This window comes from Nocardia sp. NPDC003963 (genome assembly GCF_053605105.1).
The window spans coordinates 569098-594598 of record NZ_JBSGIP010000001.1 but is presented as its reverse complement, the minus strand read 5'-3'; the positions used below and the strand labels follow the sequence as shown (position 1 = coordinate 594598).

Annotated in this window: 26 protein-coding genes; 5 read left to right on the top strand and 21 right to left on the bottom strand. The window is 65.1% G+C overall.

From position 1 onward, the window contains the following. Positions 1-374 precede the first annotated feature (374 nt). The 5 genes from ACWEWT_RS02815 to ACWEWT_RS02795 all read right to left on the bottom strand — a co-directional run bounded on the left by ACWEWT_RS02815 (position 375) and on the right by ACWEWT_RS02795 (position 4430). Entirely contained in the window at positions 375-989 is a 615-nt protein-coding gene (locus tag ACWEWT_RS02815) for a dihydrofolate reductase family protein (protein ID WP_452555507.1), read from the bottom strand. A gap of 245 nt (positions 990-1234) precedes the next feature. Then, positions 1235-1885 carry a dihydrofolate reductase family protein gene (locus ACWEWT_RS02810; protein ID WP_452555505.1) on the bottom strand — a complete coding sequence of 217 codons (651 nt, stop codon included), beginning with the start codon at positions 1883-1885 and terminating at the stop codon, positions 1235-1237. Positions 1886-2025: 140 nt separating this feature from the next. Continuing rightward, complete coding sequence (locus ACWEWT_RS02805) at positions 2026-2595, bottom strand: dihydrofolate reductase family protein (RefSeq protein WP_452555503.1); 570 nt, start codon at positions 2593-2595, stop codon at positions 2026-2028. Positions 2596-2678: 83 nt separating this feature from the next. After that, positions 2679-3956, bottom strand: a complete 1278-nt coding sequence (locus ACWEWT_RS02800) for an RNA polymerase sigma factor (protein WP_452555501.1) — start codon at positions 3954-3956, stop codon at positions 2679-2681. 117 nt (positions 3957-4073) lie between these two features. After that, positions 4074-4430, bottom strand: coding sequence for a YciI family protein (locus ACWEWT_RS02795; protein WP_452555499.1), 357 nt, complete (start codon positions 4428-4430; stop codon positions 4074-4076). A gap of 827 nt (positions 4431-5257) precedes the next feature. On the opposite strand from ACWEWT_RS02795, the gene ACWEWT_RS02790 reads away from it, so the two are divergent. Together ACWEWT_RS02790 and ACWEWT_RS02785 are read left to right on the top strand one after the other, a co-directional pair. Beyond that, positions 5258-6148, top strand: a complete 891-nt coding sequence (locus tag ACWEWT_RS02790; RefSeq protein ID WP_452555497.1) for an IclR family transcriptional regulator — start codon at positions 5258-5260, stop codon at positions 6146-6148. Then, positions 6145-6930 carry an IclR family transcriptional regulator gene (locus ACWEWT_RS02785; protein ID WP_452555495.1) on the top strand — a complete coding sequence of 262 codons (786 nt, stop codon included), beginning with the start codon at positions 6145-6147 and terminating at the stop codon, positions 6928-6930. Before ACWEWT_RS02790 ends, ACWEWT_RS02785 begins: the two co-directional genes overlap by 4 nt. Positions 6931-6945: 15 nt before the next feature. Here the strand turns inward: ACWEWT_RS02785 and ACWEWT_RS02780 are convergent, their stop codons facing one another. From ACWEWT_RS02780 to ACWEWT_RS02725, 12 genes are all read right to left on the bottom strand, one after another. After that, positions 6946-7686 (bottom strand): SDR family oxidoreductase, encoded by a 741-nt coding sequence (locus tag ACWEWT_RS02780; RefSeq protein WP_452555493.1) that lies wholly within the window; start codon positions 7684-7686, stop codon positions 6946-6948. Positions 7687-7718: 32 nt separating this feature from the next. Then, a complete protein-coding gene (locus ACWEWT_RS02775; protein ID WP_452555491.1) occupies positions 7719-9440 on the bottom strand; it encodes an IlvD/Edd family dehydratase in 1722 nt (573 codons plus the stop codon). Then, the gene (locus ACWEWT_RS02770; protein ID WP_452555490.1) at positions 9430-10341 is read right to left on the bottom strand and encodes a 3-keto-5-aminohexanoate cleavage protein; all 912 of its coding nucleotides are present in this window, start codon (positions 10339-10341) and stop codon (positions 9430-9432) included. The genes ACWEWT_RS02775 and ACWEWT_RS02770 overlap by 11 nt, the downstream gene beginning before the upstream one ends. Beyond that, on the bottom strand, positions 10338-10967 hold the full coding sequence (gene dhaL, locus ACWEWT_RS02765) for a dihydroxyacetone kinase subunit DhaL (RefSeq protein ID WP_452555488.1): 630 nt from the start codon (positions 10965-10967) through the stop codon (positions 10338-10340). The genes ACWEWT_RS02770 and dhaL overlap by 4 nt, the downstream gene beginning before the upstream one ends. Before the next feature lie 31 nt (positions 10968-10998). After that, entirely contained in the window at positions 10999-11997 is a 999-nt protein-coding gene (locus ACWEWT_RS02760) for a dihydroxyacetone kinase subunit DhaK (RefSeq protein WP_452555486.1), read from the bottom strand. Next, positions 11994-12428, bottom strand: coding sequence for a hypothetical protein (locus tag ACWEWT_RS02755; protein ID WP_452555485.1), 435 nt, complete (start codon positions 12426-12428; stop codon positions 11994-11996). Before ACWEWT_RS02755 ends, ACWEWT_RS02760 begins: the two co-directional genes overlap by 4 nt. Further along, positions 12428-12856, bottom strand: a complete 429-nt coding sequence (locus ACWEWT_RS02750) for a hypothetical protein (protein WP_452555483.1) — start codon at positions 12854-12856, stop codon at positions 12428-12430. The genes ACWEWT_RS02755 and ACWEWT_RS02750 overlap by 1 nt, the downstream gene beginning before the upstream one ends. Beyond that, positions 12853-13743 (bottom strand): 3-keto-5-aminohexanoate cleavage protein, encoded by an 891-nt coding sequence (locus ACWEWT_RS02745; RefSeq protein ID WP_452555482.1) that lies wholly within the window; start codon positions 13741-13743, stop codon positions 12853-12855. Before ACWEWT_RS02745 ends, ACWEWT_RS02750 begins: the two co-directional genes overlap by 4 nt. Beyond that, positions 13733-14491: an SDR family NAD(P)-dependent oxidoreductase gene (locus ACWEWT_RS02740; protein WP_452555480.1), complete on the bottom strand. Its 759-nt coding sequence runs from the start codon at positions 14489-14491 to the stop codon at positions 13733-13735. Before ACWEWT_RS02740 ends, ACWEWT_RS02745 begins: the two co-directional genes overlap by 11 nt. Next, positions 14488-15036, bottom strand: a complete 549-nt coding sequence (locus ACWEWT_RS02735; RefSeq protein WP_452555478.1) for a VOC family protein — start codon at positions 15034-15036, stop codon at positions 14488-14490. The genes ACWEWT_RS02740 and ACWEWT_RS02735 overlap by 4 nt, the downstream gene beginning before the upstream one ends. Before the next feature lie 132 nt (positions 15037-15168). Continuing rightward, complete coding sequence (locus ACWEWT_RS02730) at positions 15169-16521, bottom strand: MFS transporter (protein ID WP_452555476.1); 1353 nt, start codon at positions 16519-16521, stop codon at positions 15169-15171. A 293-nt stretch (positions 16522-16814) separates the two neighbouring features. Further along, positions 16815-17723 (bottom strand): MBL fold metallo-hydrolase, encoded by a 909-nt coding sequence (locus tag ACWEWT_RS02725; RefSeq protein WP_452555474.1) that lies wholly within the window; start codon positions 17721-17723, stop codon positions 16815-16817. Between the two features lie 307 nt (positions 17724-18030). Here ACWEWT_RS02725 and ACWEWT_RS02720 point away from each other — a divergent pair, with 307 nt between their 5' ends. From ACWEWT_RS02720 to ACWEWT_RS02710, 3 genes are all read left to right on the top strand, one after another. Then, the gene (locus ACWEWT_RS02720) at positions 18031-18909 is read left to right on the top strand and encodes an acetaldehyde dehydrogenase (acetylating) (RefSeq protein ID WP_452555472.1); all 879 of its coding nucleotides are present in this window, start codon (positions 18031-18033) and stop codon (positions 18907-18909) included. Continuing rightward, on the top strand, positions 18906-19928 hold the full coding sequence (gene dmpG, locus ACWEWT_RS02715) for a 4-hydroxy-2-oxovalerate aldolase (protein WP_452555470.1): 1023 nt from the start codon (positions 18906-18908) through the stop codon (positions 19926-19928). The genes ACWEWT_RS02720 and dmpG overlap by 4 nt, the downstream gene beginning before the upstream one ends. A gap of 764 nt (positions 19929-20692) precedes the next feature. Next, positions 20693-21163, top strand: a complete 471-nt coding sequence (locus tag ACWEWT_RS02710; RefSeq protein WP_452555468.1) for a hypothetical protein — start codon at positions 20693-20695, stop codon at positions 21161-21163. Positions 21164-21223: 60 nt separating this feature from the next. Here the strand turns inward: ACWEWT_RS02710 and tatC are convergent, their stop codons facing one another. The 4 genes from tatC to ACWEWT_RS02690 form a co-directional block, all read right to left on the bottom strand. Then, a complete protein-coding gene (gene tatC, locus ACWEWT_RS02705; protein WP_452555466.1) occupies positions 21224-22111 on the bottom strand; it encodes a twin-arginine translocase subunit TatC in 888 nt (295 codons plus the stop codon). Positions 22112-22222: 111 nt separating this feature from the next. Next, on the bottom strand, positions 22223-22486 hold the full coding sequence (tatA, locus tag ACWEWT_RS02700) for a Sec-independent protein translocase subunit TatA (protein ID WP_452555464.1): 264 nt from the start codon (positions 22484-22486) through the stop codon (positions 22223-22225). A 79-nt stretch (positions 22487-22565) separates the two neighbouring features. Continuing rightward, a complete protein-coding gene (locus ACWEWT_RS02695) occupies positions 22566-24350 on the bottom strand; it encodes a hydroxysqualene dehydroxylase (RefSeq protein ID WP_452555462.1) in 1785 nt (594 codons plus the stop codon). 575 nt (positions 24351-24925) lie between these two features. Continuing rightward, positions 24926-25174 carry a hypothetical protein gene (locus ACWEWT_RS02690; protein WP_452555460.1) on the bottom strand — a complete coding sequence of 83 codons (249 nt, stop codon included), beginning with the start codon at positions 25172-25174 and terminating at the stop codon, positions 24926-24928. Positions 25175-25501: the final 327 nt, after the last annotated feature.

The following is a 25501-nucleotide window of genomic DNA, read 5'->3' as shown; positions in this document are numbered from 1 at the left end:
ATCGGATTCCGGCTATCTCGCTGAAGAACACCACCATCGAACCGCCCAGAATCGCCGCCCGAACGGTCCACAGTCGGCCGAATGCGGCGCCGGCCAAGTAGCAGCTGACCGCAACGGCGACCGTAATGGCCACCCCTCGGCGGCGACGCCGGTCGCGACCTGGAATATGGCAGCTGCCAGACCCAGCGCGAGGGGCCGGTCCCCCGCACTGAGCGATGGCTGGGAGCTGGTTCTGTCCGGATGCGTGTGTCACTCACGGCACCTTCCTGATCGAGAGGGCCTCGAGAAGGTGTTATCGGCCCCGGAGATATCTCACCGAGAGATGAATCTGTCCGGGGCCCCGGACACCTGCACATTACCGAGCCGGCAAGTGGCTATTCCCGGCCGGGGACCTCGCCCTTGACGTCGTTGTAGCCGACCGTGCCGGGTGCCTCGGTCGGCGAGTAGATAACGCGAATCACGCCCGTGGGGAACGCCTCCGTCGCCGTCGTCTTCAAGTAGTAGGGCACGTTGCCGTCGTCGAACAGCTTGCTGCCCTTACGTGCCGCCACCGGGTGCACCAGCAGACGCAACTCATCGACCAGCCCCGCGGCGAGTAGCTGCTGCACCACAGAGATCGAACCGGGGATGAGGATGCCTGCGACGCTGGTATCGGCTTTGAGCGAGACCACGGCATCGAGAAGATCGCCCTGGATCAGCTCGGAGTTGCGCCAGGAGAACTCCAGCGGCTGGCGTGAGACCACAACCTTGCGCGTGTCCCCGAGTTGCTTTGCGAACGGCGCGTCGTCCCCACCCGCTGCCTCGCGGTCGGGCCATGCCCCGGCGAAGCTGTCGTAGGTCTCACGACCGATCAGCAGTACGTCGGCGGTATCGTAGTCCTCGCTGACGGCGCGGCCCATATTCTCATCGAAGTACGGGTAGTGCCACGCGGCATCGATTTCGGCCACGCCGTCGACCGAGATGAACAGCGTAGAGACGACCTTTGCCATGGGGTAGATCCTTTCGGGTCGGACAATATCGACAGGTGGACGGGAGCGGTACCCAGAACTCATCGGCCTGCCGCGAAAATGCTTACCGAGGATATGGGAGCGCCCCGCCGCCCCCATATCTCATTCGAACAGTCATGCAATACCGGTTACAGCAGCCGGGTCAGGTCCGCAGTCGCAGCTCGAACATCAGCGGTTACCCGTCCGATCATGTCTGTACCGGCCGGCCGAGCCCGGCGAGGCCGGGCTCAAACGATTGCCTCCATGCCGTCTTGCACAGCGAACTCGCCGGCGCTGATCGTGCGGAACTGGGTCTGGCTCAGCGTGAGCAAGATTGCTCCCGCGCCGCCGGTCAGGATTTCAGACTCGGTGATCTGATAAGACGCGGGCACACCGTCGGCGAAGAGCCGCTTCCCATCTCCGATGACCACGGGGAACTGGAGCAGTCGATAGGTGTCGACGAGGCCCGCGTCGTGCAGCCCTCGGACCAGTTGCCAGCTGCCGTGCACCTGGAGCTCGCCACCCGGCCGTTCTTTGAGCCGCCGTACCTGCTCTATGAAGTCGCCACGGAGCACGGTGGTATCGCCCCAATTCGTGTCATCGTCGGCGAGGGTGTTGCTGACGACATACTTCTTTCCGGTGTTGAGCGCGGTGGCCACTGCGTTGTCCTCGTCAGTGACCAGCGGCCAGTAGCTGCGCATCAGTTCGAAGGTGGTGCGCCCCAACAGTAATGCCTCGGCCCGGCGGAACCACCCCTCGACCGGGTCCAGCTGGCCGGCGGTGCTGTGGGGTACCAGCCAACCGCCGCGTTCGAACCCCTCGCTCGGGTCCTCCTGGACCGCTCCCGGGCCCTGCATCACACCATCGAGGCTGATGAAGACATTGACGCTGATTTCCATAATTTTTATTCCTATTCCATAGCAGTGGTGATCGGCGGAGCCGAACCGGCTTCCACGCGGCGGTCGGCGCCAACCGGCCTGTGCGAGCTCACGGTTTGTTCATGGTCGGCTGCGCTACCGCGCTCGTGGCCGGTCGATCCTCATTTCGTGGCGTACCGAAGTCCGGCCACACCAGAATCGTAGATTTTTCCGCTCGTCAATTTGAGGTCGACCTTTTCGGATATCTGATCGAATACCGGCAGACCAGCCCCTATTGCCGTCGGGCTAAGTTTTATCCAATATTCGTCCACCAGGCCCGCAGCGACGACTGCCTGCACCGTACCGGCACCTCCGAAAATGACCAGATCCCCACCGGTGATGCTCTTACGGGCGGTGATCTCCGTCACGAGATCCTGTGTGGCTCGTCGCGCGTTGGCCATTTCGAAGCGTTCGAGAGTGTTGGTGAAAACAACCATCGGGGTCTCGGTCATCCATCGTGCGAAGTCACGTAGGTAAGAGGGCAGTTCCGGGTCGTTCACACGCTGCGGCCACGCTCCGGCGAAGCTTTGATACGTAGTGCGGCCGGCCAGAATGGTGTCCGCCGTGGCAGTCAGGTCCGGGATGAAGTCTCTGTCGACCTCGTCATCCCACGTGATCCAGTCGAGGCTGCGATCCGCGCTTCCCATGAATCCGTCGATTGTGGTGTGAGCGAAAAAGATCAGTTTTCGCACTTCGATTTCCTTTCTTTCGTTTCAGTTGCGCTCCACAGTGTCGGCCGAGTCGCAGGGATAACTATGCTTCGCTGCTGAACGCCTCACGAGCGTGCACGAGCCAGCAGTGTTGCACGTTCGGCCTCGTTAGAAGTCTTCGACACGGCACGCTCGAACTCTATTTTCGCTTCCTTGCCACGGCCCAATTTGGCCAAGAGGTCACCGCGAATACTGTGTAGCAAATGGTACGAGTCGAGGGCATCGACTTCTACGAGCTCATCGACCATTTTCAATGCGACCGCCGGACCGTGCAACATTCCGACGGCAACAGCGCGGTTCAGTTCCACAATCGGAGATGGATATCCCTCCGCGAGGATGCCGTATAACTCGACGATGCGAGTCCAATTAGTTTCTTCCGGGTTTTTGGCCAAAGCGTGGCAGGCGGCGATAGCTGCCTGCAGGGCATACCGGCCGGGTGGAATGTTTTGGGCTTTGCGCAGTTGTTCCGAGCCGATTAATGCCGCATACCCACGGCGTATCAGGAGCTTGTCCCAACGGGAGCGTTGCTGATCGGGGAGGAGCACCGCCATGTTGGTCGGGTCGATACGAGCACCGAGTCGTGACGACTGCAGTTCCAGAAGTGCAGCAAGACCGAGTACCTCTGGATGAAAAGGCATCAAATATGACAACATACGCGATAAACGTAAAGAATCCTCGCAGAGATCGAGTCGCAGCCAATCGTCGCCTTTCGTAGCTGTGTATCCTTCATTGAAAATCAGGTAGATAACCTCGAGGACAGAGGTGAGGCGGTCCTCGAGGTCGGCTGCGTGCGGTATCTCGAATGGAATGCGTTGTGCCGTTATCGTCCGTTTCGCGCGTAAGATCCTCTGTCCGACGGTGGATTCACTCACGAGGAAAGCGCGAGCGATCTCCGTGGTGGTCAGCCCGCCGACGAACTTCAGAGTCAAAGCGATTCTTCCTGCACGCGAGAGTGCGGGGTGACATGAGGTGAAGATCATTCGCAACAGGTCATCGTCGATCGCTTTGTCTGGATCTACTCGAGCAGGCAGCTCCTCACTCGGATTATTTTGCTGGATGGTGAGTTCATGACCGAGTAGGCGCAACTTCCGGGTGAATACCACTCTCCGTCTGATCGTGTCGACAGCGCGACGTTTTCCGATGCGCATCAACCAAGCTCCGGGATTGTCGGGAACTCCATTACTCGGCCACTGCTCCATTGCCGCGAGTAGCGCATCCTGGGCGATCTCTTCAGCGAGATCAATATCTTGAACGATCGCCGTAAGGCCGGCTATGAGTCGGGGAGACTCGATACGCCACACCGCGTCGACAGCGCGTCGGGCATGGTCAGTACCTTCGGTCATGACACTGATTTTCCTCGAACAGATCGACCTTCCGGCAACTCGGCCGGAGTGGATCAATTCTTTGGGTAAGTTCTCTTTCACCCGCATGGGACAGTTCGTCTTTGTAGTGCGATCCGGTCATTGAAGTTCCTCGTCGATCTGACGTATCTCCGCTGCGATACGCCAGGTATCGCCGTGAACCTTCAAGAACCGTGAACCCCACTCGACGGCTTCGCCCTTGGATTTCGTCTGAAGGAGAAGGAATCCGCCGACAATCTCCTTGGACTCTCCGTAAGGCCCATCGGTAATCGTCATTTTCCCGTCGGACCACGCGAGGCGCACGCCCTCCTCCGGTGGGCGCAATCCGTTGGTATCGAGCAGCACACCTGCCTTCACCATTTCCTCGATCACTCCGCCTACAGCTTCTGCCAACTCTACTTCCGGAACCGCAGGAGCATTCGTCGGATCGAGTTGGAGCATCATCAAGAACCGCATCCGGGTCTTCCTTTCGTTCGGCATCGAAGTCTTGTCTTCCTGCCTCGTCTATACGTCGAACGAGGAGGGTCGGATCCGACAACATACGGGCAGAGAAATTCTGCGGTGATGGCGATGCTCTGCGCACCCGCGAGTCGACGCGGTGCGGGCACTCGCTCTCGATGGGTACATCGACTCGTGATGACGCCGGCCGCTGGAGCCGGTGATCTTGTTGATCGGCAGTTGTTTTCAGGTGGAGCACCGTTCACACGCGGCCGGAACCGGCGGGTTCGCGGCCGGGGAGCATCCTGAGCAGGTCCACGCCACCGCAAGCGCTCGATGACGCCGAGTCATCATGGCATCGACCGGCGGCGCTACGTACGGCGACGGCGCCGGTACTGCTCGGCGCGGTTCTGGTCAGCCGTCGCGTGCGTCTCGCTTGCGTTGAGCTGACCACTGGTCGAAAGTTGGCCCGGCAACTTTGGCGTATCGCTGGTTACACATCCGAGAAAGAGGCTGGTCAAGCCGAGTTGTTTGGCTTGACCAGCTGTTTCTGCTGCCCCAACTCGACTCGAACCAGTGAGCTGCCGTTTGGCATTCGGCCGGCCGTCGAAACCTGGGGCCAGCGAAAGCTCAGCTACGGAGCTTGCCCCGGACGACAGCAGAGCCGCCCCAGGTGCTGTGTGCGGATATCGCTGACCGGAACCCGGCAGACCCGTGGAGCGTAGATAGCCGCGGGGATCTGTGCCGATCATCGGTACGAAAGCATGGACCGTTCCGCGTCACGACACCCATACTCGGCCGGAGCCGGGCCGCGCAACCGTGTCGCGACCGGGAAGGGAAGTAGAGTGGCGTCGCTGCAGACAGTTCAGAAGATCGGTCCGATCCTGGACCTGTTCACGGTGTCACGCCCGGAGTGGGGTCCTGCCGAGATAGCGGCAGTCATCGATGCTCCGCGATCGAGCGTTCACGCCTTGTTGTCGGCGCTGGTCGATACGGGACTGTTGCAGCGCCGATTTCGCGGACGCTACCGGCTCGGCTGGCGAGTCGTCGAGCTGAGCGAAACATTGCGGGCCACTGTGGATGTTCGCTCATGTGCCGCACCGATTCTGCAGGAACTCGCACACAAGTACGGCGAAACCGCGCATTTGGCTGTGCTGGAGCGGGGCAAGGTTCTCTATGTGGACAAGGTGCTCGGTAACCGTGTGGTCAATGTTTCGGGCGCCAGGGTCGGCGCTCGTCTGGAACCGCATTGCAGTGCGTTGGGGAAGGTGCTGCTGGCGTATCGAGAGGCCGGACAGCTCACTCATAACATCACCGGCGAGCCGTTGCCGCGCCTGACCCCGTCCACGATCATCGACCCGGCTGTGCTGACAAGAGAGTTCGCTTCGATCCGTCGTGCCGGAATTGCCTTCGACACCGGCGAGGCGGTTCCCGAGGTCTACTGCGCGGCGGCGCCGGTCCGCGATGATATGGGTGTGGTGATCGCGGCGGTGAGTATCACCGTGCCGGCGAGTCGCTTCGGGCCGGCGCGAACAGAGTTCACGAAGGCCGTCATTGCCGCCGGAAACCGGATCTCGAAGGCGGTCGAACGCTCCACCGAATCGGAGCGGGCCGAACGCGGCGATCCCTCGACTGCCGCCGGGGACGACCCGGCGGCAATCGAGTCGAGCACATACCGGCAGGTGGCGTGGGGGACTCGACAGCGAGGTCCGAGGTCCGCCAGAATTTCCGAATGAGTCCCGTTCATCGGGCCGAGGGCGAGGTTTCCGCGATCGGCCGCACCACCGAGATCCTGAAGACGTTTCGGGACAGTTCCGGCGTGCTCAGTGCCGCGGCGCTGGTACGCCGCACCGGTCTGGCGAAGACGACGGTGCACCGGATGCTCGACGATCTGGTGCGCGTCGGATTGCTCGAACGCGAGGGCAAGGACTACCGGCTCGGCCTGCTGCTGTTCGAGATCGGGGAGTCGGTTCCGCGCCAGCGCGGTCTGCGCGAGGCGGCGCGGCGGCACTTGTCGGCATTGCGGGAGGCGACGAAACACAACGTCGGGCTCTGTGTGCTCGATGGGTTCGATGTCGTGTACCTCGACGTGTTCCGCGACGACGACGGTCCGCGGCTGCCGCAGCAGATCGGCGGCCGGTGGCCCGCGCACGCGAGTTGTTCGGGCAAGGCGATCCTGGCGTACTCCGACGGTGCGGTGACGCTGCGACCCGAGACGCTGAAGCCCTGCACCGACCACACCATCACCGATTTCGGCGAACTGGAGCGCGAACTCGAGCAGGTCCGCCGGCGTGGCGTGGCCTTCGACCGCCAGGAAGCGATCCGGGGCATCGTCGGGGTCGCCGCACCCATCTTCGGCCCCGGCGACGTGGTCCTCGGCGCGGTGTCGTCCTCCGGGGTGGCCGGCCGGATCAACCTCACCCGTATCGACGCCGCAGTCCGGACCACCGCAGTATCGATATCCCGGGATCTGTCACGCGCCCAGTCCGTTGTTCGCCCGGTGCTGCGGCGTCATTGAGCCGGCACCGCCCGGTCAGCCTCGGCCGGCGAACGGCATCCGGTTGGCCATGATCGTCATGAACGGCACGGTCACGTCGAGCGGAAGTTCGGCCAGCCGGACCACTGCGTCCGCCACGTGCCTCGGGTCGAAGGTCGGCTCGGCGCGCCGGCTCCCGTCGGCCTGCCGCGCCGACACCTCGACCCCCGCGGTCATGGCGGTGGCCGCGTTGCCGATATCGATCTGGGTGCAGCAGATGTCGTGGTCCCGGCCGTCCAGCGCGATCGACTTCGTCAGGCCGGTCACCCCGTGTTTGGTGGCCGTGTAGGCGGCGCCGGCCGGTCGTGGTGTGTGGGCGGACAGTGAGCCGTTGTTGATGATCCGCCCACCCCGGGGTGTCTGCGTCTTCATCATCCGCACCGCCTCCCGAGCGCACAGGAAGGTGCCCGTGAGATTGGCGGCGAGGGTCTGTTCCCAGTCCGCCGGCTCGATCTCGTCGACGGCCCCGGTCGGCCCGAATGTTCCGGCGTTGTTGATCAGCACGTCGATCCGGCCGAACTCGGCGGCCGCTCGGGCGAACAGATGCCGAACGGATTCGGCGCGGGACACATCGGCCGTGACCACCACGCTTCGTTCGTGCCCGTTCGCGGTTTCCGCCAGAGGCGCAGCACTGCGTCCGGTCAGTACGACGTGATGGCCGGCTTCGAGTAGTGCGCGAGCCATGGCGCGGCCCAATCCGGAACCGGCCCCGGTGACGACGACGATGCGTTGGTTCACGCTCTGTGCTCCTGTTCGGTGGTTGTGGACGGTCAATGGTTGTCGCCCTGCACGGCGGTCCCGCGTTTACCGACGAGGAAATCGAAGTCGACGCCGCGATCGGCTTGCAGGACGTGATCGACGAACAACCGGCGGTAGCCGCTGGCGGGGACCTCGCCGGCGGGTACGAACGCCGCCCGGCGCCGGGCCAGTTCCTCGGTGTCGACGTGCAATCGCAGCGTTGCACCCGGGATATCGAGTTCGATCCGGTCTCCGTCGCGGACCAGCGCGAGCGGTCCACCGACGGCCGCTTCGGGCGCGACGTGCAGAACGACTGTTCCGTAGGCGGTTCCGCTCATCCTGGCGTCGGAGATCCGCACCATATCGGTGACGCCGCGTTCGAGCAGGCGGCGAGGTATGGGGAGATTGCCCACCTCCGGCATACCCGGGGCGCCGACCGGCCCTACCCCGGTGAGCACGATGACATCATCGGGTTCGATAGCGAGATCCGGCGCATCGACCCGGGCCCGGAAATCGTCCATGCCGTGGAACACGACGGCCCGGCCGATATGCCGCAGCAGGTGCCGCGACGCCGCCGAGGTTTTGACGACCGCCCCGTTCGGTGCGAGATTGCCTGCCAGCACGGTTATTCCGGCATCTTCCTGTAGCGGTTTATCACGTCGGCGGATGACGTCGTCGTTCCAGATGGGCGCGGATTCCACGTTCTCACCGAGTGTCCGGCCGGTCACCGTGCGGGCGTCGGTGTGCAGTAGATCGCCGAGTTCCGCGAGCACCGCGGGCAGGCCGCCGGCGTAGTAGAAGTCCTCCATCAGGTAGCTGCCCGCGGGCATGAGGTTGACCAGAAGTGGGATATCGCGCGTCTGCTCGGCGAAATCCGCCAGTTCCAGCGGCAGTTCGAGGCGGCCGGCGAGAGCCAGCAGGTGGACCACCGCATTGGTGGACCCGCCGATCGCAGCGTTGACACGGATCGCATTCTCGAACGATTCGCGGGTCACCACGGTGGACATCCGGAGGTCTTCGGCCACCATCTCGACGATCCGGACGCCGCTGTCGCGGGCGTGGACTCGCCGCCGCGAATCGACCGCGGGGATCGCGGCATTGCCCGGCAGCGCGAGACCCAGGGCCTCGGTGAGCGAGGCCATTGTCGACGCGGTGCCCATGGTGTTGCAGTGACCGGGCGACCGGGAGGTCGCCGATTCCGCGGCCCGGAAGGCGCATTCGCTCATCGTTCCGGCGCGCACCGCCTCGCTCATCGCGAACACCGAGGTGCCCGAGCCGATGGTGCGGCCCTCGTGCCGACCGCTGAGCATCGGTCCGCCGGACACCACGATCGTCGGGAGATCGCAGCTCGCGGCTCCCATCAGCAGCGCCGGTGTGGTCTTGTCGCAGCCGCAGAGCAGGACGACGCCGTCGATCGGGTTGGCGCGGATGGACTCCTCGACGTCCATGCTCACCAGGTTGCGGTAGAGCATCGTCGTCGGCCGGATGATCGTCTCGCCGAGCGAGGTGACGGGGAACTCGACCGGGAAGCCCCCGGCCTCGATCACGCCGAGTCGCACCTGTTCGGCCAGATCACGGAAGTGCGCGTTGCACGGCGTCAGTTCCGACCAGGTGTTGCAGATGCCGATCACCGGACGGCCGTCGAACATGCGGTCCGGAATGCCTTGATTCTTCATCCAGGAGCGGTGGACGAAGGCGTTGAGATCGTTGCCGGCGAACCACTCCAGGGACCGTAACGGGCGCTCAGTGTTCATCGGAGTGTTCATCGGAGGGTCCTTTCAGTCCGAGGATCAGCCGGGTCTCTTCCGGACTCGCGGGGGTCAGGCCCAGCCGTTCGACGATGCCGACGATGTGCTCGACGAATCGCACGTTCTCGGTCGGTCTCCGTGGCACCAGACACGGGTTGTCCTCGATGCCGACGCGGACGTGCCCGCCCAGCAGGAGGGCGTGGGTGAGACCCCGCATCTGCTCGCTTCCGCTGATGCTCACCGAGAACACCGAGTTCGCGGGCAGGACATCGACCATCTGCTGCAGGATGGCCGGGGTGTACGGGAGTGCGTTCTGGAAGACGCGGTCGAGGCCGAGGACCATGTTCACCAGGTGTGGGCCCGGTTCGCCGGCCGTGAGGGTACTGATCTCCTGCAGCAGGTGGGAGGGGCCGAATGCCTCCCATTCGGGTTTGATTCCGCGGGCCCGCATGGCGGCGGCGAGTTCGGCGGCCCGGCTGGGTGGGGTGTCCATCAGGGTTTCGCCGGACGGTGACGTGACGTAGGCGGTGATCGCGTCGAGGGTGCAGGTGTCCGCTCCGCCACCGAGTCCGTCGAGACGTGCGGACCAGTCCACGACCCTCGTTCCGTCGTCACGTGTCCGCACCATGTCCCCGTTGACGCCACCACCGGTGGAGTTGTTGACCACGATGTCGCAGCGTTCCCGGACGAGATCGTTGATCCGCCGGTAGATCCGCGCGTCACAGGTCGCCTCGTCGTCGGGACGGCGCGCGTGCAGTGCTGCCATCGACGCCCCGGCCGAATGACACCGGGCGACGTCCGCGGCGATCTCCTCCGGTTGAGTGGGTACATACGGGTGGTCGGCCTTGGTGAGGAACCCGCCGGTGGGAGCTACCGTGACGATCACTTTGTCGCGCAGTGCGGTCATGCGTCCACTCCCGTCCGTACGGCGGCTGCGAAGAACATCGCGATCGCCAGCGCACCCGGATCGACGACACCACGGGCGTGGTCGCCGACGTAGCTCGCCCGGCCACGCAGGGCCGGCAACGCGCGGGTCGACTCGGCGCCCGCCACGGCGGCGTCGCGCGCGGCAACCAGCGCCGCGGTGACGTCGTCACAGGTCTCGGCGGCGGCGAGCAGTGCCGCCGCGGCCGGCGCCATCGCGTCGACCATCGTCTTGTGCCCCACCTCCGCCTTGCCGAGCCGTTGCACCGCGCGGGTGGCGGTATCGACCGCGGCGGCGAGGTCCGCGGCGGAGACCGCCTCGCCGCGGATATCGGCGATGCGGCCGAACCACAGACCGAGAAGCGGACCGCTCGTCCCCCCGGTTCCGAGAAAAGCGTCCGAGAGCCGGGTGAACACCGCACCGGGCCGGGCCGGTGGGTCGGCCTCGATTCCAGCCAGCGTGGCACGGACGGCCGAACGCAGATTGAGGCCGAAGTCGCCGTCTCCGATCAGCCGGTCCAGCTCGGTCAGCGCGTCGACCTGTGCTTCCACGTCGGCGGCGAACCTCGCGATCCAGTGACGCGTCGAATCGAGCTGCAGCGTGGTCATTCATTCCTCCGAAACGCTCGCACCGGTGGGGTCACCATATGAGTGCCGGTGTGCTGACCGGGTCGTTCCACAGCTCGACGAACTCGTCTGTCGCGCGCACGAGGGTGATCGACAGTCCGTGCATATCGAACGAGGTGACAAGCGAGCCGGCGAGCAGGCGGGCGTACCCGATTCCCCGTTCGCCCAGCGCCCGGGCAAGTTCTCTGGTGGCGATGGCGAGTTCCAGGTCGTGAGTGGCGCCGAGCCCGTTGACGATCGCGATCACATCGTCGCCCGGGCCCACCCGCCCGCCGCCGATCAGTTGTTCGACGAGTTCGTCGACCAATACCCCCACCGGCGCCACCGGACGGGTGCCGCGGCCACGCTCGCCGTGAATACCGACCCCGAATTCGATTTCGTCGGTGGCCAGGTCGAACGAGGGCCGGGTGTGGCCCGGTGGGGTGCCCGCGCGGAGCGCGATGCCGAGTGTGGACGACGCTGCCACCACCCGGCGGCCCAGATCCGCGATATCGGCCAGCGACCGGCCCCGTTCGGCCGCGGCACCGCAGATCTTCTCCACCGCGACCACGCCCGCGGTACCCCGGCGGCCCGGACCGCCCGCCGGGCCGCCGGCGGTGGCCAGATCGTCGTCGACGACCACGATCTCGGTGGTCACGGACCCGGTGAGCAACTCCGCCGCGATCGAGAAGTTCAGCATGTCGCCGGTGTAGTTCTTCACGATCAGCAGCGTGCCGTGACCGGTCTCGACGGCCTCGATCGCCGCGCGCACCTGCAGCGCGGTAGGGCTGGAGAACACTGCCCCCGGCACCGCCGCGTCGAGCATGCCGGCGCCGACGAACTGGGCGTGCAGCGGCTCGTGGCCGGCGCCGCCGCCGGACACCAATGCCACCTTCGGCCGAGATCCTCTCGCTCGCACGACATATGCCGGATCGCGGTGGCAGACGAGCATCTCCGGGTACAGCAACTGCAGACCTTCGAGCGCCTCACGGGTGACGTTCTCGGGCTCGTTGACGAAGTGCCGACCGGTCATGGGCGTCCCCCGGACATGTCGTGACGTTCCGATGGGAACCGTTGCGCGAACGCGCGGACTCCGGTGTGAACGGTGTCCCCCACCCGCAGTCCGGCCGCCCGGGCCGGACCGTTGACATAGGAGAGGACGCCGTGGTGCCACATATCCATCCCGTTGCTGATCTCGGCGGATTCGTGGCCGACGGTCGCGCCGGGGACCCCGGCCTCCCCCATCGCGACGACGCCGGCGATACCGGCGTCGTCCTTGCCGATTCCGGCATCGTTGAACACCGCGAGCGCGGGACCGATCTCGATCGCCAGCCGGCCCGATTCCTGCCCGCCGTTCGACGCCGCGACGAGGATCCGGCCGGTGTCATCGGTCTCCGCCTGGGACATGCTGTCCATGACGACGATCTGCCGGCCGTTCTCCGCGCCGATGATGCTGCGGAACATCAGGACTTGCTCCTTTCGATGAGAGCGAGGATCTGTTCGCGTAGTGGTGCCCCGACGCGGATGCCGTCCCGGCGCGCCACGTCGTTGACGTAGCTGACGACGCCGTGCTCCCACACGTCGGTACCGTCGCCGATCCGGGCACTGTCGTGCGAGACCGCTACTCCCGCGATCGCCCGGCCGGCCACCGCGGCCAGTCCCGCGACGCCGGCCCGGTTCTTGCCGATACCCGCGTCGTTGCACACCACGACCGCCACACCGAAGGAGGCGGCGTACTCGCCGGCGCTGGTACCGCCGTGCGATCCGGTGACGAGGATATCGCCCCGGTGGCGCGGTCCGGCGAAGGCGATCGAGTCGGTGACCCAGACCCGACCAGCGGCGGCCCGGTACACGAGTCGCGGTGCGGTGCCCGCGATATCGACCGGCCTCACGCGGGTACTCCCAGCAGTTCACGCGCCTGGTCGGGGGTGGCGGGTTCCCGGCCGTACCGGCGCGCCAGCTCGGCCACGTGGGCGACGAGTTCGGGGGTGGACAGGTAGCCGAGTTCGCCGTAATGGTGGTCGCCGGCGCCGATCGCGACATGCCCGCCGCGGCGGATGGCCTCTTCGGCGGCTTCGAGCACATTGCCGCGGTACGCGGAGACGATCCACTCGATCGTGAGATCTCCCGGCAAGAGGTCCAGCTGCGCCCGCAAACCGGCCGCGGTGGCCGGATGCGCCGCGGGGAACTCTTCGCCGCCGAGGACGAACGCCACCGCCAGGGGCGCCGGCAAGGGCCGGCATCGGGCGTGCGCGATGATGGACCGGGTCCAGCTGACATTGAACGACACCAGGTACGGCGTCATCCCGAGTTCGCCGGCCCGATCGAGCAGTTCGGCCTGTGTCCGGGTGTCGTTGAGGAACACTCGGTCGTCGGTGACGAAGCCGCCCGACCGCGGATCGACCAGATCCATCGACGCGAGACCCATTTCGATGATCAGGAAGTCGGATCTGGTCTCCGGGCGTCCCTGATTCGGCGCGAGGTTGGACAGCCGCTGGGAGACCGACCACCCCGCGACGTTGGCGGGCGCGGGTGCGAGCAGCAGGTCGGCCTCGGTACGGACCTTCTCGATGATCTCGGCGTAGGTCCGCGCCGAATGGTCCACTCCACCGTCCGGGGTCCGGCCGTGGAAGTGCATCAGCGACGCTCCCGCAGCCCGGCTCGCGGCCGCGGTCGCGGCGATCTCGTCGGGTGTCCACGGGATATGCGGATTGGGGTCGCGCATCGCGTTCTCGTTGACGTGCACGCCGATGACGATCGGCTTCGACCTACCGGGCATTGCTGTCCCCTTTCGGCACGCGCCAGCCGGCGCCGATCGACTGGCCGCCGTCGACCGTCCACGTCTGGCCCGTGACGAACCCCGCTCTGGATCCGGCCAGGAATGTGATGACCTCGGCGATCTCTTCGGGTTCGGCATAGCGGCGCAACGGAATCGCCTCGAGGATCTTTTCTTTCGCGCCCTTGCCCTGCCCGGTGCGAGCGAGCGGGGTGAGGGTGGATCCCGGGGCGACACAATTGACCCGGATTCCTTCTTCGGCGAGTTCGAAGGCGAGCTGGCCGGTCAGCGCGATCACGCCACCCTTCGACGCCGAGTACGCCGCGCGATCCTGGCTGCCGCGCAGTCCGGAGACCGAGGAGATCGTCACCACCGAACCACCATCGTCGGCGGCGAGCAGATCGGCGAAGGCACGTACGACGGTGAACGTGGCGACCAGGTTGACCTCGAGTGTGTGCCGGAAGTGGTCGGGCGTGGTCTGCCGCACAGGGGCATTGCGGGCGATGCCGGCGCTGGTCACCACGGCGTCGGCCCTTCCGAACCGGTCGACGGTGGCCTCGACGAGCCGAGCGATGTCACCCTCATCTGTGACATCGGTCTGCACGTCGAGCACCCTGTCCCGCGAGTCCCGGGATCCGGACGGGGTGCGGTCGGCCACCACCACGTTCCATCCGAGAGCTACGAACCGGTCACACGTAGCCCGTCCGATCCCGGAGGCCCCGCCGGTGACGACGGCCACCTGCGCCGTCACGAGCCGAGCACCGTTCGCATATCGCGGACCGGATCGTCACCGGTCCAGCCGACAGCGGCGGCCGCGACGGCGCGGAACAGTTCGCCTTTGCGCCCATTCACCTCGGACAGTTCGATGACAGTCCCCGGGAAGGGCCCCTCCTCGAAGTAGACGAATCGTTCGTCGGGGGAACCGCTTCCGGAGACACCACTCTGCAATTCGGTCGCCCCACGTTCGCGCGCGGCGGCTCGGAGGCGGTCGAAATCGGTGGTCCAGTAGGCCACGTGCTGCAGCCCTTGGAACCCGCGGTCGGTGAACTCCTTGAATGCGGACGGTTCGTCGTTGCGCTGCTGGATCAGTTCGATCTGGGTGTCCCCGCTCTGGGCGAGGGCGACGCTGAATCGCGGCGACGCGTGCCGGCCACGAAACCGGAAACCCGTGAGCGGCTGATCGTCGATGTAGAAGAACGGGCCCACGCCGGTCACCTCTACCCAGTGCTTCATCGCACCGTCTATATCGTTCACCACGTAGCCCAGCTGTCGGAGCGGGCCGAAGTATCTACTCATACTCACCTCGAGTGTCGAACACCGCCGAACGCCGGGGCGGTGTGAAATCGTGTCGATGATGTCGGCCGACATCGCCGAGAAGAACGAACTCGTACCGATCATCGGGACTTTTCCCGGCCGGTTCGCCGGACGTCAGCCCCGTTCGATCCCGGCGCTCACGCCGGTACCGTCCGCGGTGGAACGTGAATTCCGCGTCGCGAACTCCAGGGCGAGGACGATCACCGCGGCAAGCACGAGGACCAGCGCGTAGACACTGATCGCGGGTGTGAAACTGCCGGTCGTGTCCTTGATCCAGCCGGTGACCTGCGGACCGAAGTAACCGCCGAGGTTGCCCATACCGTTGATCACGCCGAATCCGGCGGCGAGGGCCACCCCGGTGAGGAAACTGGACGGCATCGTCATGAAGATGCCCATCGAGCTGTAGAGGCCGATACCGGCCACGCAGAAGCCGATGATCGCGACGAGCGGGGTCTGGAAGAACATGGCGGCGATCGCGAATCCGAGTGCCGCGACACCGGCCGCGATCGCGAAATGCACCGGCCGTTCGCCGCGGCGATCACTGTGCCGGGTCCACCAGATCATCGGCCCGATCGCCAGGAGCGCCGGCAGAGCGGCGACCCACCCGATCTGGGTATTGGTCATACCGAACTGCCGGTAGATCTGCGGCATCCAGATCTGGAAGCCGTTCAGGCTGAAAGTGAAGCAGATGAACACCGAGATCAGGACCAGGACCCGAGGATGCACCAGGCCCTGCCAGAAACTGTGCGAGCCCGCGGCCGACTCGGTGTCCGCGGCCTCCTCGTCGAGCTTGTTCGTGAGCCAGCCGCGCTCCTCGTCGGTGAGGAACTCCGCCTCGGCGGGGGTGTCGCGCAGCACCCGGAAACAGACGAAGGCCATGATCACCGCCGGAACGCCGGTGAGGACGAAGACCCACCGCCACCCGGACAAGCCGAGGAATCCGTCCATCTCCAGCAGGTGTGTGGTGATCGGCGTCCCGAGACCCGACAGGCAGATGAATCCGACGATCCACGACATCGAACGGCCGCGGTCCTGGTTCGGGAACCAGCGGGAGACGAAGTACAGCATGCCGGGCGAGAATCCCGCCTCCGCGATGCCGAGCAGGAACCGGCACACGACCAGAGTCGTCGCCCCCTGTACGAAGCCCGTCGCGATGGTGACGATTCCCCAGGTGATCATGATCCGGGTGATCCACCGCCGCGCCCCCACTTTGGTGAGGATGTAGTTGCTCGGCGGCTCGCAGACCGTGTAGCTCCAGAAGTAGATACCCGCCGCGAAGCCGAACATCGACGCGGAGATTCCGAGTTCCTCGTTCATCGTCAGCCCGGCGACGCCGATATTGAGCCGGTCCAAATACAGGACTATGTACGCCGATCCGATGATCGGCATGAACCGCAGCATCACCTTACGGATCGTCCGAGCGCCCACGGGGTCCCGGACTTCCGCCGGAGTAGTTTGCTGGCGCATGTTCCACCTCTTGTTCTCAGCGCATCCACTGTGATGCGCGACACGGGAACGATGCGCGTCGCACTGCCGATTTCCCAACCATAAAGTCCCGTTGATCGGAACACAATTTGGCGGGTGCCACCGGACCGCGCCACCCGAACGGCCCGAATTCCCGCACTTCGGACCCCTGACGCGGATCCCGGCCCGTATCTCGGCAGGCGGGCAGGACGGAAGCAACCGTGCGCACCCTCGAGCACGGCTCATCCGCCGTACGCGATCGCGTACGGCGGATGGATGCGAACCGTGCTGTCGGATCAGACGAGCAGAGCGGGAGCCGAGGGCCGGCCGGCGGCGTCGAACGAAACGGTTACCGGCGCGTCCATCGGGAAGTGGGCGGGCATCAGTAGCGAACCTTCCCGGGCGCAGCGTTCGAGCAGGATTTCGCGGGTCCGGCGGGCGGCGAGCGAATCCGCATCACCCCCTTGGATCAGATGCGCGCAGCAGAACTGGATCGGGTGGTGGACGACGTCGCCGGAGAGGACCGCGCTGCGATCAGGGGAACGGATCTCGACGATCTGATGCCCGGCGGTATGGCCGGGGCCGGACCGCAGCACAATGCTCGTACTGCCGTCCTCGGCCAGAATATGGCCGTCGTCGACCGTGATCCACGCGGACTGCTCCAGAACCGGCCGGACACTGTCGTGATAGGTCCGCACGAGATCCGACGCGGCAGGGTCCGGCGACGGGCTCGCCGCCAGAGCTTGTAGTTCGGCCAGTTCGACGGCGCCGAACACATAGGTCGCCCGACCGAACGTCGGAACCCACACCCCGTCGACGAGCCGGGTGTTCCAGCCACAGTGATCCGGATGCAGATGGGTACTCACCACCAGGTCCACGTCGGCCGGCGAATGCCCGGTCGCCGCGAACCGCTCCTCCCAATCGGTGTCGAACATATGGTGCGCCACCAGATTCGGCCGCTCTTTGTGGTTGCCGTTGCCGGTGTCGACCACGAGCGTCCGACCACCGATATCGATCACGTAGGTATGGATCGCGAGAACCAGATCCCCGGTCTCGGGGTCCACGAACTGCGCCGGCAAGGAAGCGGCAGTGCGCTCGGCACCTTCGTCGGCGCCCGGGAACAGCTCTGTGACCGGGAAGAGCCAGCGCGCCAATTCGGTGAGCTGCCGGACGCGCGCTGCCCCTATATCGACGGTGAAGGTCACTGCACTACTCCCTGCGGTCATGGATCGGTCCCGTGGATCCTGCCCGGCGGACCGGGACACAGCCATCGAAGTGTCCCGATCATCGGTCCAGTACACCGGCCAACACCACCACCGGCCCGCGTCCGGCTGAACCGATCACAGACGGCTCTCTGCGTGGTTGCTGTCCGGCTATTCCGATTGTCCGCCCTTTCCCGGCCCTCCGATGGTTTCCTCTCGGTGACCAGCCGAGGGGCGAACCGCACGGACTCATCGTTGCCGCCGCACCCGGTCCTGCCGATGCCGGCAGATTCCAGTGAGAGGCACCTCTATGATTCGCAGAACCGCCGCGATCGTCGGCTCCGGCAATATCGGAACCGACCTGATGTACAAGTTGCGGAGATCCGAACACGTCGAGCTCCGGTCCATGGTGGGTATCGACCCGGACAGTGAAGGGTTGGCGCGGGCGCGCCGCGCGGGCATCGAGACTTCGGCCGGGGGCATCGATTGGCTGCTGTCCCGGTCCGAGCTCCCCGATATCGTCTTCGAAGCCACCTCGGCGAAAGTTCATGCCGCCGCGGCACCCCGATACGCCGAAGCCGGTATCACCACCATCGACCTGACACCCGCATCCGTGGGCCCCTGGGTCGTTCCCGCGGTGAACCTCGACGAGCATCTGTCGTCACCGAACGTGAACATGATCAGTTGCGCGGGTCAGGCGACCATCCCGATCCTGTACGCGATCAACCAGGTCGCCGACGTCTCCTATGGGGAGATCGTCGCCGCCATCGCCGCACCCAGCGCCGGCCCCGGCACCCGCCAGAACCTCAGCGAGTTCAGCGAAAAGACCGGCAAGGCACTAGTACGGGTCGGCGGCGCCGATCGCGCCAAAGCGATCTCGGTGATCAATCCGGCCGAGCCGCCGATGAATATGCGCGACACGGTCTACGCCGAGGTCCGCAATCCCGATACCGAGGCCATCGAGCAGGCGGTCGTCGGCATGGTCGCGAAGGTTCAGCGCTATGTCCCCGGATACTCGCTGCGACTCATCGACGTCGAGGGTGATCTGGTGACCGTGATGCTCGAGGTCGTCGGCGCCGGCGATTTCCTGCCGACCTACGCCGGGAACCTCGATATCATCACCGCCGCCGCCGCTCGGGTCGCCGATGTCATCGCCCAGCAGAATATCGACTACGGAGCAGCACAGTGAACAACCGCGCACAGCAAAAGGTCACGATCGTCGACACCACCCTGCGTGACGGGATGTCCTCGGTATCGCATCAATTCACGCCACGCAATGTCGCCGATATCGCCCGCGGCCTCGACCGGGCCGGGGTAGCGACGATAGAGGTCGCGCACGGTATCGGATTGGGCGCCTCGTCCATCCAGTACGGTTTCGCGGCCGCGACCGATCCCGAATACATCCGTGCCGCTGTCGATGCAGTCGACAATGCCACCATCGCGGCCCTGTACGTCCCCGGAATCGCCACGCTCGCCGAACTGCAGGAAGCCGTCGACGCCGGTATCGGGACCGTCCGCGTCGCGGTGCACTGCACCGAGGCCGACTGCGCGCAGCAGCCCATCCAGTGGGCCAAGGACCAGGGTCTGACCGTGATGACCTTCTTGATGATGAGCCACAAACTCGAACCCGGACCACTCGCGGAACAGGCCGCAGCGCTCGACTCCTACGGCGCCGACGTCGTCTACGTCGTGGACTCGGCAGGCGCGATGGTCCCCCGGCACGCGGCAGAGCGTGTCGCCGCCCTCCGGCAGGCGATCTCCGCGGATATCGGCTTTCACGCGCACAACAACCTCGGCGTCGGCATCGCCAATGCCCTGGCCGCCGCTGAGCACGGCGCCACGTTCATCGATGGATCGCTTCGCGGTCTCGGTGCGAGCGCCGGAAACGCCCAGACCGAAGTCCTCGCCGCCGCTTTCGAACGCGCTGGATGGGAGACCGGTGTCGATATGTTCCCGTTGATCGAGACCGCCGAACATGTTGTGGCCCCGATCATGAAAGAACCCCAGATCATCGACGAGACCGCACTGCTACTCGGCTACGCCGGTGTCTACTCGACCTTCTTCCATCCGACAAAGCGGGCGGCGAAAAAGTTCGGCGTCCCCGCCCGCGACATTCTGCTGGAACTCGGTAGGCGCGGCGTTATCGGCGGCCAGGAAGACATGATTCTCGACGTCGCCTCCACCCTCGCACGCTACACCTCGAGTTGACGTCCGCGAGGACTGCATTCACCAACCACGTAAGCAGTTGTCCGGCGGGCGAATACACTGAACGGCTCTCACGCCGACTGCGGATCCAGCCGATCCACGCAGGCGGCAACGCCGTCGGGCCACCCGCGCGGTCCCGCCGGTTGAGCAGCATCCCAGTGTGGCGGCCTGACCGGATTCGCGGGCTGCCGATGGGCGGAGAGTAACGCCCTGGAGCCAGGGTAGATAGTGCGCGGCCCTCGCTCGTGGTCGGATCGGTTCTCCGGGAACTCTTCGGGGTGTGGGCCGCACAACTGAACCCACCGACCTGACCCGAATCTCGTTCGGGATCGACGGCCGCCGGATGGATCTCCGGTATGCCGGGCTGACGTGGTTCGCGGATGCCGGAGTTCCGCTGGATCGACACAGGTCTTCAAATCAATTCTCGACCTCCGGGACGATAGAAATCCCATGGCCCGATTTATCGACTCCACATATCGCCTGAAATTCGACCACATTTACTCGTCACGGACACATCGTCTCCGGTCCGCCAGCGAGGCGGTCGATGTCGTTGGCGAGCGAATGTTGTGCAGAATAGACGAAAAGCTCCGTAAGAATTGTCTCCCGGGAATGAGATTCTGCAGATTCAGGGCTCAGAGTTCGTATGCGTCGGCCTACCCGTACTCTCACCTGGTGATTCGAGACCCGCACAGACCGATGCCCGGCACCAGGGGTAGCCGGGGCCAGAAGTCACCGTCGTCGATGCGGATCGGGTGGGCTCCGTGACCATGCGGAAAGCCGAAAAGCCGCTGACAAGGCGCGGCAAGCTGTTCACCTGGGGTCTTATCGGTGTGATTGTTCTCTTTTCCGTCGGCATCGGCGTCGGCCTGCTCGACATGGGCCTGGACGCCCGGACAGCTCTGGCCGATGGACCGTCCGGCACCTTCACTCCGACCGACCGCCGGTGTGGCAAGGACGGATGTACCTTCACCGGCGATTTCGTCGGTCACGACGGCACGATCACCCGGATAGGCATTCCGCTGCGCGATAATGCACGAGTCCGCCACGGCGACGCGGTCCCGGCCGAGATCGACGACGTACACCTGCATGATGACGCCGACGGGCCCGTCGGGTTCACCACCGACTACAACTGGCGCTGGAATTTGTTCGGTGGAACAGCCCTGCCGGTGTTCGGCCTGGCGATATCGGTTTTCCTGATTCTGATGATGAAACGGCGCGGGTCCAGGACACGACCATGACACGATATGGACGCCCCGGCCGGGCTGCTGCGCCGGGGCGCGGGGCCTATTCGTGCCCGGTCAGGCGTCGCCGCCGGAGACCGGTTCCGGATCGGGTATTTCGGAAACCATTTCGTCGGGTAGCGCCCGCTCGGCCCGCCGGGCGCGGCGTTTGTCGTTGCATCGGGTGAACTGCACAGCCAGCTCGAACAAGACCGTGAGCGAAAGGGCCAGCGCCAGCATGGAGAGCGGGTCCTGCGGGGTGACCACGGCCGCGAAGACGAAAAGCCCGAAGATGATTCCGCGCCGCCACGCCGCGAGCCGGGCGTAGTCGAGCACCCCGATCAGATTCAGTCCGACGATGAGCAGCGGGGTCTCGAAACTCACCCCGAAGATCACCAGCAGCTGGATCATGAACGAAAAGTATTCGGCGCCGCTGAGCGCCGTGATCTGTGCATTGTCACCGATCGCGAGCAGGAAGCCCAGGGCGTGGGACACCACCATATAGGCCAGCACCGCACCGCACGCGAACAGCACGCTACCCACGGCGGTGAAGCCCACGGAATACCGGCGTTCGCTACTGCGCAGGGCCGGCGTGACGAAGGACCACAGATGGTAGAGCCAGGCCGGTGCGGCCAGCACGATACCTGCGGTGAGGCCCACTTTCAGCCGCAGGAGGAACTGCTCGAACGGCGCGGTGGCCAGCAGCCGGCAGGTACCGTCCGCGGTGATGGCCGCGCGGACCTCGGGCGGCAGCGAGCAGTACGGTTCGCGCAGCATATCGCCTAGACCGGGCAACCCGAAAACCGAATGGCTGTACCAGTAGAACCCCAGCAGCGTCGTCGCCGCGACCACCGCCAGCGATTTCAGCAGCCGGATGCGCAGTTCACGTAGATGTTCGACCAACGGCATGGCACCGTCGGGATTGGACCGCCGCCTACCGCGACGGAGTTCGGTGAGAATGCCCATGACCTCGCCTCGGGTGGTGATATCGCACTGGGAATGACGATGCGGCAGGAACAGTGTGGGTGCCGCCGAATCGCTCCGGCGGCACCCCGCCCCGGCGCAGCGCCGGAACTGTCAGGCTCGCGCCGAATCCCGCAGGACCGGTTCGGCCTCGGGTACCTGCGCGGACTGCTCGGCAGCGGGCAGGCGTCGCACGGGCGCACCCTCCGAATCGGCCGCCTCCGCGTCCGGCTCGGCATGCATGACCTGTACCTCGGACTTGAAGATCCGCATCGAACGTCCGAGGCTGCGGGCGGCGTCCGGGAGCCGCTTGGCGCCGAAGAACAGCGCGAATACCAGGACGACTATCAGCCAGTGTGCGGGACTCATCGAACCCATGGCTGCCTCCAGTCACTATCGAAGGGGACGGTCCGGCCGGCCCGGCGAGGGGACCCGGGCCGGCCGGACCTGAACTGAATTACCGGCGGAAATCCAGGATGTTGGGCAGGCCGGCCGCATACCGTTTCGCGTCGAGCGCACGGGCGCCGTTGAACTCCCGGAGGGTGGGGTGCGGCAACAGCTTCGCCTTCTCCGCGTCCGAGCCGGCCGCGTCCAGGATGGCGTTCGCCGCGTGCCGCCCGCCCTCGCAGGCACCTTCCATCGTCGCGAGGTCGACCTCGGTCTTCAGGTAGTCGCCGGCCAGGAAGAAATTCGGGATCTCGGTGGGGCCGGTGGGACGATTCTCCCAGGAGCTCTTGGTGTTGATCATCAAGTAGTCCTCGTTGGTGCCCTTGCCCGCGGCCGGATCCCAGCGGTACCCCGGATCGAGGAACCACGAGTGCAGATCCCGGTCCGTCAGATCGGGGACCAGTGGCTCGCCCTGTTGCGAGGTCGTGATCTGATACCAGACCTCCTTGGCGATTTCCTCCGGGCTGCACTCCATGGCAGGTTTGCGCACTACATGACCGGGCACCTCCCAGTCCGAGATGCACAGTGAGAGGCAATCTTTGGCATTGCCGTCACCGTAGGTGTCGGCGAACTTCTCGACCCAGAACTGGCCCTGCTGGATACCGGTGAGTCGCCAGGGCGAGTCGATCCATCCGATATGGCCTCGCGCGATCGGCCGATCGGTCTTCAGGTAGAACTGGATACCGTTCATCCAGTCGACCTCGAGCTTCTTGATCCGCTCGAGCTCGGGATCCAGCGCCAAGATCTCGGGACTCAGGTATTGCGACACCTGCTCCGGGGCGAAGGCCATCACATACCAGTCGGCCTCGACATTGCTTTCGCCGGATTCGGAGTTGATCTTCACCGACTTGATCTGCCCGTCGGCGACTTCCAGGGACTTGATCTCCGCCCCCATCTGGAACTTGACGCCCTGGCTTTCCAGATAGGCCAGCCACGGGTTGAACCACCGCTCGTTGGTCGGCCCGTTCAGGACCTGGTCCGGGAAACGACCGTCGGTGCGATGGAGAATGGAGGCCAGGAATCCCTCGGCCTGGTTGCAGATCGTCCGGGCGCTGGCCTTCTCTTCCTTGGCCGCCACCAGGGCACGGGTGACAGTGGAGATGAGCAGACTGTAGGTGGGGTTCGAGCCATCCATCAAGACGAAATCCTTGAAGGAGGTGTGCTCCCACTGGCCGAGCCGGCGCTCGTCACTACTGGTGAAGTAGACCAGCAGCGACCGGAGCAGAACGGCGAGATCGGGGATAGGCAGCTTCGGCAGCCAGATCATCCCACCGAGCAGTGTCCGGAGGATCTTCTCCGGGTTCGCCGCCAACCCGATCGCGTCGAAGTCCAGCGCGAACGGAATCGTGATGTCGGGGGCTCCCTGCGCGCCGGTTGCGGTGAGCGCCTCCGTGAGGTTGTCCTGCACACCGCGCGCATTGCCCTCGAAGGGGATCCGGCTCATCGTGTCGGGAATGGCCGAGTAGTAGCCGGGGAAGAATCGGAAGCCGTGCTCGCCCGGCAGTGGTCGGCGGCCGCCGGCCACCGGCAGCGGTGTATCGATACTGCGGGCTTTACCACCCCAGGCACGTCGTTCGTACACGGTGACTTCGAACCCGCGCTCGACCAATTCGTGCGCGGTGGTCAGACCGGCGATACCGCCACCCAGCACAGCTACTTTTTTCTTGTCGGGGGCGGCGTAAGCATTGGTGAGGCCTACCAAACCGCTGCTTGTCGCTGTCGCGGCGGCGACGGCGATCGAACCGGCCGCAGCGCCTTTCACGAAACTACGGCGGGAGACTTCGGATTCGGCCATTGGATCACGTCCTTCTTGGCGACAGGCTTCCGATCAGGTGGGCAACAACGTATCCAGATTCGATACATAGCGTCAACGAGAGTTTCGCTATTGATGTGATGTCACAGTCGACGACGCCGGATTTCGCCACCGCTTACCAAGCGGCTACCCGGATACACACGGAAACCAGGGAACAGAAGAATGCGGTCCACCACCCGACGGTGACGGTCCGAGTCCGATCAGATCGGATATTCGGCAAACTCTCGATCCGGGGATCTGGACCATTCGGAATGGTCGCGGATATCTCGCTCGGCGGCCCGATCGGTGCCTGTTCCATTATTTCGAAACCGCCGAGCGAGAAAAGGCACCCGCCGCGTGTTCCGGTGCCCGGCGGATACATTACCTGTACGGCATTGCATCACAGGCGCTTCCGAGGCACGATCGGAGAATTGCTCACTGAGCGACCGAACCGCTGTGGCAAGTTCACAACAACGAGAGCGGCGGCGGTCCGGGATCACTCCCGAGCCGCCGCCGTGCGATGAAAGCGGTTGATATCGGCCCGAATTACTGCGCCCGAACCGACAGCCGCGCGAATTCTAGCCCGGCAGACACCAGGGACCGGCCGAAATGGTCGACGCGATACAGGACAGCACCGACGACCCGGCGCTGACCGCGCCGGACCCCGTGGCACTCAGCGAAGACAGCGGATCGGCGACCACCGCCGGCTCCGCGACGGGTGCCGCGGGCTCGAGTGCAATACCCGGAGCCGCCTGCGCCGGTACCGCACCGAATACCAGGCCACCGAATACCACTCCGGCCGCACCCACTTTTGCCATAGCACGCATAAATCACTCAACCTTTCGCGCGGCTATCCGATAAGACGTCGAGATCGTATCGTGAGCATTCTCGACGTCGAGATAGTTTGTGATGATATATAAACCGACCTGTCATTTCGCTGGATTCACCGTTCCCCCGAAATTTCCGAACCGATCGACGGCGGCGACACCGTCGATTCCTTACGTGCCGAATGGCGCCGAGCATCTCCGACCCTCCGTCGTGCGTGTACTGCGGCAGTCTCGCTTCCGAGTCAACGGCACGAATCGGTGCGCCGGCCACCGCTGCCAACGATTCTGTGAGCAACTCCAGCCTATCCCGATCAGGTGACTGTTCGA

What these genes read in the sequence shown, in the direction of transcription:
- ACWEWT_RS02815 (WP_452555507.1), bottom strand. Translation starts at nt 989, where the DNA reads ATGGCAAAGGTCGTCTCTACGCTGTTCATCTCGGTCGACGGCGTGGCC.
- ACWEWT_RS02810 (WP_452555505.1), bottom strand. Translation starts at nt 1,885, where the DNA reads ATGGAAATCAGCGTCAATGTCTTCATCAGCCTCGATGGTGTGATGCAG.
- ACWEWT_RS02800 (WP_452555501.1), bottom strand. Translation starts at nt 3,956, where the DNA reads ATGACCGAAGGTACTGACCATGCCCGACGCGCTGTCGACGCGGTGTGG.
- ACWEWT_RS02795 (WP_452555499.1), bottom strand. Translation starts at nt 4,430, where the DNA reads ATGCGGTTCTTGATGATGCTCCAACTCGATCCGACGAATGCTCCTGCG.
- ACWEWT_RS02785 (WP_452555495.1), top strand. Translation starts at nt 6,145, where the DNA reads ATGAGTCCCGTTCATCGGGCCGAGGGCGAGGTTTCCGCGATCGGCCGC.
- ACWEWT_RS02775 (WP_452555491.1), bottom strand. Translation starts at nt 9,440, where the DNA reads ATGAACACTGAGCGCCCGTTACGGTCCCTGGAGTGGTTCGCCGGCAAC.
- ACWEWT_RS02770 (WP_452555490.1), bottom strand. Translation starts at nt 10,341, where the DNA reads ATGACCGCACTGCGCGACAAAGTGATCGTCACGGTAGCTCCCACCGGC.
- dhaL (WP_452555488.1), bottom strand. Translation starts at nt 10,967, where the DNA reads ATGACCACGCTGCAGCTCGATTCGACGCGTCACTGGATCGCGAGGTTC.
- ACWEWT_RS02760 (WP_452555486.1), bottom strand. Translation starts at nt 11,997, where the DNA reads ATGACCGGTCGGCACTTCGTCAACGAGCCCGAGAACGTCACCCGTGAG.
- ACWEWT_RS02755 (WP_452555485.1), bottom strand. Translation starts at nt 12,428, where the DNA reads ATGTTCCGCAGCATCATCGGCGCGGAGAACGGCCGGCAGATCGTCGTC.
- ACWEWT_RS02745 (WP_452555482.1), bottom strand. Translation starts at nt 13,743, where the DNA reads ATGCCCGGTAGGTCGAAGCCGATCGTCATCGGCGTGCACGTCAACGAG.
- ACWEWT_RS02735 (WP_452555478.1), bottom strand. Translation starts at nt 15,036, where the DNA reads ATGAGTAGATACTTCGGCCCGCTCCGACAGCTGGGCTACGTGGTGAAC.
- ACWEWT_RS02730 (WP_452555476.1), bottom strand. Translation starts at nt 16,521, where the DNA reads ATGCGCCAGCAAACTACTCCGGCGGAAGTCCGGGACCCCGTGGGCGCT.
- ACWEWT_RS02720 (WP_452555472.1), top strand. Translation starts at nt 18,031, where the DNA reads ATGATTCGCAGAACCGCCGCGATCGTCGGCTCCGGCAATATCGGAACC.
- ACWEWT_RS02710 (WP_452555468.1), top strand. Translation starts at nt 20,693, where the DNA reads ATGCGGAAAGCCGAAAAGCCGCTGACAAGGCGCGGCAAGCTGTTCACC.
- tatC (WP_452555466.1), bottom strand. Translation starts at nt 22,111, where the DNA reads ATGGGCATTCTCACCGAACTCCGTCGCGGTAGGCGGCGGTCCAATCCC.
- tatA (WP_452555464.1), bottom strand. Translation starts at nt 22,486, where the DNA reads ATGGGTTCGATGAGTCCCGCACACTGGCTGATAGTCGTCCTGGTATTC.
- ACWEWT_RS02695 (WP_452555462.1), bottom strand. Translation starts at nt 24,350, where the DNA reads ATGGCCGAATCCGAAGTCTCCCGCCGTAGTTTCGTGAAAGGCGCTGCG.
- ACWEWT_RS02690 (WP_452555460.1), bottom strand. Translation starts at nt 25,174, where the DNA reads ATGCGTGCTATGGCAAAAGTGGGTGCGGCCGGAGTGGTATTCGGTGGC.